Raw genomic sequence first — 5391 nt, forward strand, 5'->3', positions numbered from 1 at the left:
AAGTTCAAATCAACGCTTGACAGGATGTGAGGCCAGCGTAGAATGCGCGCCTCGGTTAGCGACACGGTCGCAACCACTGCTCTTTAACAAGTTGAATCAAGCAATTCGTGTGGGTGCTTGTGAGATAAGTCTGATGTCGCAAGATTATCAGCAACACAAGTAACTCGTGAATTCATGAGTTTTTTGCGATTGCTGAGCCAAGTTTAGGGTTTTCTCAAAACCCGATCAGTCTACTTAACTGAAGAGTTTGATCATGGCTCAGATTGAACGCTGGCGGCAGGCCTAACACATGCAAGTCGAGCGGATGAGAGGAGCTTGCTCCTCGATTCAGCGGCGGACGGGTGAGTAATGCCTAGGAATCTGCCTAGTAGTGGGGGACAACGTTTCGAAAGGAACGCTAATACCGCATACGTCCTACGGGAGAAAGTGGGGGATCTTCGGACCTCACGCTATTAGATGAGCCTAGGTCGGATTAGCTAGTTGGTAGGGTAAAGGCCTACCAAGGCGACGATCCGTAACTGGTCTGAGAGGATGATCAGTCACACTGGAACTGAGACACGGTCCAGACTCCTACGGGAGGCAGCAGTGGGGAATATTGGACAATGGGCGAAAGCCTGATCCAGCCATGCCGCGTGTGTGAAGAAGGCCCTCGGGTCGTAAAGCACTTTAAGTTGGGAGGAAGGGCTTACAGCGAATACCTGTGAGTTTTGACGTTACCGACAGAATAAGCACCGGCTAACTTCGTGCCAGCAGCCGCGGTAATACGAAGGGTGCAAGCGTTAATCGGAATTACTGGGCGTAAAGCGCGCGTAGGTGGCTTGATAAGTTGGATGTGAAATCCCCGGGCTCAACCTGGGAACTGCATCCAAAACTGTCTGGCTAGAGTGCGGTAGAGGGTAGTGGAATTTCCAGTGTAGCGGTGAAATGCGTAGATATTGGAAGGAACACCAGTGGCGAAGGCGACTACCTGGACTGACACTGACACTGAGGTGCGAAAGCGTGGGGAGCAAACAGGATTAGATACCCTGGTAGTCCACGCCGTAAACGATGTCAACTAGCCGTTGGGATCCTTGAGATCTTAGTGGCGCAGCTAACGCATTAAGTTGACCGCCTGGGGAGTACGGCCGCAAGGTTAAAACTCAAATGAATTGACGGGGGCCCGCACAAGCGGTGGAGCATGTGGTTTAATTCGAAGCAACGCGAAGAACCTTACCTGGCCTTGACATGCTGAGAACTTTCCAGAGATGGATTGGTGCCTTCGGGAACTCAGACACAGGTGCTGCATGGCTGTCGTCAGCTCGTGTCGTGAGATGTTGGGTTAAGTCCCGTAACGAGCGCAACCCTTGTCCTTAGTTACCAGCACGTTATGGTGGGCACTCTAAGGAGACTGCCGGTGACAAACCGGAGGAAGGTGGGGATGACGTCAAGTCATCATGGCCCTTACGGCCAGGGCTACACACGTGCTACAATGGTCGGTACAAAGGGTTGCCAAGCCGCGAGGTGGAGCTAATCCCATAAAACCGATCGTAGTCCGGATCGCAGTCTGCAACTCGACTGCGTGAAGTCGGAATCGCTAGTAATCGTGAATCAGAACGTCACGGTGAATACGTTCCCGGGCCTTGTACACACCGCCCGTCACACCATGGGAGTGGGTTGCTCCAGAAGTAGCTAGTCTAACCTTCGGGAGGACGGTTACCACGGAGTGATTCATGACTGGGGTGAAGTCGTAACAAGGTAGCCGTAGGGGAACCTGCGGCTGGATCACCTCCTTAATCGAAGATGTCAGCTTGCTGACAAGCTCCCACACGAATTGCTTGATTCACTGATAGAAGAGCAATTGAGTTAGTTAGACTCAAGGTAAGACGATTGGGTCTGTAGCTCAGTTGGTTAGAGCGCACCCCTGATAAGGGTGAGGTCGGCAGTTCGAATCTGCCCAGACCCACCAATCGATGGGGCCATAGCTCAGCTGGGAGAGCGCCTGCCTTGCACGCAGGAGGTCAGGAGTTCGATCCTCCTTGGCTCCACCATCTCCACCTACCGCTAACGCGATTGCTTGAAAGCTCAGAAGTGAGTCTTTGACTTCTCCCTACCGCCAGGTAATGAGAAGGGCACAAATGCTGACTTCTGGTCTTTGATCAGAACTGTTCTTTAAAAAATTGGGAAAGTGATAGAAGTAGACTGCATTAACTGTTTTCACTGGCAGTTAGTGTCGTCAAGGTAAAATCTTGCGAACTCAAGCGCAAGTTTTCGGCGAAATGTCGTCTTCACTCATTTAACGCTTTGCAGATCGGTAGCGTCCTTGGACGTCAGCGAGATTGCTTGGGGTTATATGGTCAAGTGAAGAAGCGCATACGGTGGATGCCTTGGCAGTCAGAGGCGATGAAAGACGTGATAGCCTGCGATAAGCTTCGGTGAGGTGGCAAATGACCTGTGACCCGGAGATCTCTGAATGGGGAAACCCACCTAGCATAAGCTAGGTATCTTAACCTGAATCCATAGGGTTAAGAGGCGAACCAGGGGAACTGAAACATCTAAGTACCCTGAGGAAAAGAAATCAACCGAGATTCCCTTAGTAGTGGCGAGCGAACGGGGACCAGCCCTTAAGTTGATTTGAGAGTAGCGGAACGCTCTGGAAAGTGCGGCCATAGTGGGTGATAGCCCTGTACGCGAAACGCTCTTATCAATGAAATCGAGTAGGACGGGGCACGAGAAACCCTGTCTGAATATGGGGGGACCATCCTCCAAGGCTAAATACTCCTGACTGACCGATAGTGAACCAGTACCGTGAGGGAAAGGCGAAAAGAACCCCGGAGAGGGGAGTGAAATAGAACCTGAAACCGTATGCGTACAAGCAGTGGGAGCCTACTTTGTTAGGTGACTGCGTACCTTTTGTATAATGGGTCAGCGACTTATTTTCAGTGGCGAGCTTAACCGAATAGGGGAGGCGTAGCGAAAGCGAGTCTTAATAGGGCGTTTAGTCGCTGGGAATAGACCCGAAACCGGGCGATCTATCCATGAGCAGGTTGAAGGTTAGGTAACACTGACTGGAGGACCGAACCCACTTCCGTTGAAAAGGCAGGGGATGACTTGTGGATCGGAGTGAAAGGCTAATCAAGCTCGGAGATAGCTGGTTCTCCTCGAAAGCTATTTAGGTAGCGCCTCATGTATCACTCTGGGGGGTAGAGCACTGTTTCGGCTAGGGGGTCATCCCGACTTACCAAACCGATGCAAACTCCGAATACCCAGAAGTGCCGAGCATGGGAGACACACGGCGGGTGCTAACGTCCGTCGTGAAAAGGGAAACAACCCAGACCGTCAGCTAAGGTCCCAAAGTCCTGGTTAAGTGGTAAACGATGTGGGAAGGCTTAGACAGCTAGGAGGTTGGCTTAGAAGCAGCCACCCTTTAAAGAAAGCGTAATAGCTCACTAGTCGAGTCGGCCTGCGCGGAAGATGTAACGGGGCTCAAACCAGGCACCGAAGCTACGGGTATCACCTTTGGTGATGCGGTAGAGGAGCGTTCTGTAAGCCTGTGAAGGTGAGTTGAGAAGCTTGCTGGAGGTATCAGAAGTGCGAATGCTGACATGAGTAACGACAATGCGAGTGAAAAACTCGCACGCCGAAAGACCAAGGGTTCCTGCGCAACGTTAATCGACGCAGGGTGAGTCGGTCCCTAAGGCGAGGCTGAAAGGCGTAGTCGATGGGAAACGGGTTAATATTCCCGTACTTCTAGTTACTGCGATGGGGGGACGGAGAAGGCTAGGCCAGCTTGGCGTTGGTTGTCCAAGTTTAAGGTGGTAGGCTGACTGTTTAGGTAAATCCGGACAGTTAAGGCCGAGAGCTGATGACGATCCTTCTTTTAGAAGGAGAAGTGGTTGATGCCATGCTTCCAGGAAAAGCCTCTAAGCTTCAGGTAACTAGGAACCGTACCCCAAACCGACACAGGTGGTCGGGTAGAGAATACCAAGGCGCTTGAGAGAACTCGGGTGAAGGAACTAGGCAAAATGGCACCGTAACTTCGGGAGAAGGTGCGCCGGTGAGGGTGAAGGGTTTACCCCGTAAGCTCATGCCGGTCGAAGATACCAGGCCGCTGCGACTGTTTATTAAAAACACAGCACTCTGCAAACACGAAAGTGGACGTATAGGGTGTGACGCCTGCCCGGTGCCGGAAGGTTAATTGATGGGGTTAGCGCAAGCGAAGCTCTTGATCGAAGCCCCGGTAAACGGCGGCCGTAACTATAACGGTCCTAAGGTAGCGAAATTCCTTGTCGGGTAAGTTCCGACCTGCACGAATGGCGTAACGATGGCGGCGCTGTCTCCACCCGAGACTCAGTGAAATTGAAATCGCTGTGAAGATGCAGTGTATCCGCGGCTAGACGGAAAGACCCCGTGAACCTTTACTGTAGCTTTGCACTGGACTTTGAGCTTGCTTGTGTAGGATAGGTGGGAGGCTTTGAAGCGTGGACGCCAGTCTGCGTGGAGCCATCCTTGAAATACCACCCTGGCAACCTTGAGGTTCTAACTCTGGTCCGTCATCCGGATCGAGGACAGTGTATGGTGGGCAGTTTGACTGGGGCGGTCTCCTCCTAAAGAGTAACGGAGGAGTACGAAGGTGCGCTCAGACCGGTCGGAAATCGGTCGTAGAGTATAAAGGCAAAAGCGCGCTTGACTGCGAGACAGACACGTCGAGCAGGTACGAAAGTAGGTCTTAGTGATCCGGTGGTTCTGTATGGAAGGGCCATCGCTCAACGGATAAAAGGTACTCCGGGGATAACAGGCTGATACCGCCCAAGAGTTCATATCGACGGCGGTGTTTGGCACCTCGATGTCGGCTCATCACATCCTGGGGCTGAAGCCGGTCCCAAGGGTATGGCTGTTCGCCATTTAAAGTGGTACGCGAGCTGGGTTTAGAACGTCGTGAGACAGTTCGGTCCCTATCTGCCGTGGACGTTTGAGATTTGAGAGGGGCTGCTCCTAGTACGAGAGGACCGGAGTGGACGAACCTCTGGTGTTCCGGTTGTCACGCCAGTGGCATTGCCGGGTAGCTATGTTCGGAAGAGATAACCGCTGAAAGCATCTAAGCGGGAAACTTGCCTCAAGATGAGATCTCACTGGAGCCTTGAGCTTCCTGAAGGGCCGTCGAAGACTACGACGTTGATAGGTCGGGTGTGTAAGCGCTGTGAGGCGTTGAGCTAACCGATACTAATTGCCCGTGAGGCTTGACCATATAACACCCAAACAATCTGACCGCAGGTCAGAGCGTGAGGAAGACGACGCCGAAAACGGCGCGTGGGTTCGCAAGACCCAAAGACGAGTTGTCTACTTCGATCACCGACCCAATTGGGCCAGCCAGGCATGCTCAACGCCTGGCCAGCCAACCGAATTGCTTGACGA

General features: G+C 52.6%; 2 tRNA genes and 2 rRNA genes. All 4 read left to right on the forward strand.

The window, feature by feature from the left end:
* The first annotated feature begins 235 nt into the window (after positions 1-235).
* The 4 genes from FEZ61_RS23555 to FEZ61_RS23570 all read left to right on the forward strand — a co-directional run bounded on the left by FEZ61_RS23555 (position 236) and on the right by FEZ61_RS23570 (position 5224).
* Positions 236-1772: ribosomal RNA gene (locus tag FEZ61_RS23555) — 16S ribosomal RNA — on the forward strand.
* A gap of 96 nt (positions 1773-1868) precedes the next feature.
* Positions 1869-1945 (forward strand) — tRNA-Ile (locus FEZ61_RS23560).
* A gap of 6 nt (positions 1946-1951) precedes the next feature.
* Positions 1952-2027: transfer RNA gene (locus FEZ61_RS23565), tRNA-Ala, on the forward strand.
* A gap of 304 nt (positions 2028-2331) precedes the next feature.
* Positions 2332-5224 (forward strand): 23S ribosomal RNA (locus FEZ61_RS23570).
* The 16S and 23S rRNA genes sit together here with 2 tRNA genes alongside, the layout of an rRNA operon.
* Positions 5225-5391: the final 167 nt, after the last annotated feature.

This window comes from Pseudomonas sp. MS15a(2019) (assembly GCF_013277805.1).
In the GTDB taxonomy this organism is placed as follows: Bacteria; Pseudomonadota; Gammaproteobacteria; order Pseudomonadales; family Pseudomonadaceae; genus Chryseomonas; species Chryseomonas benzopyrenica.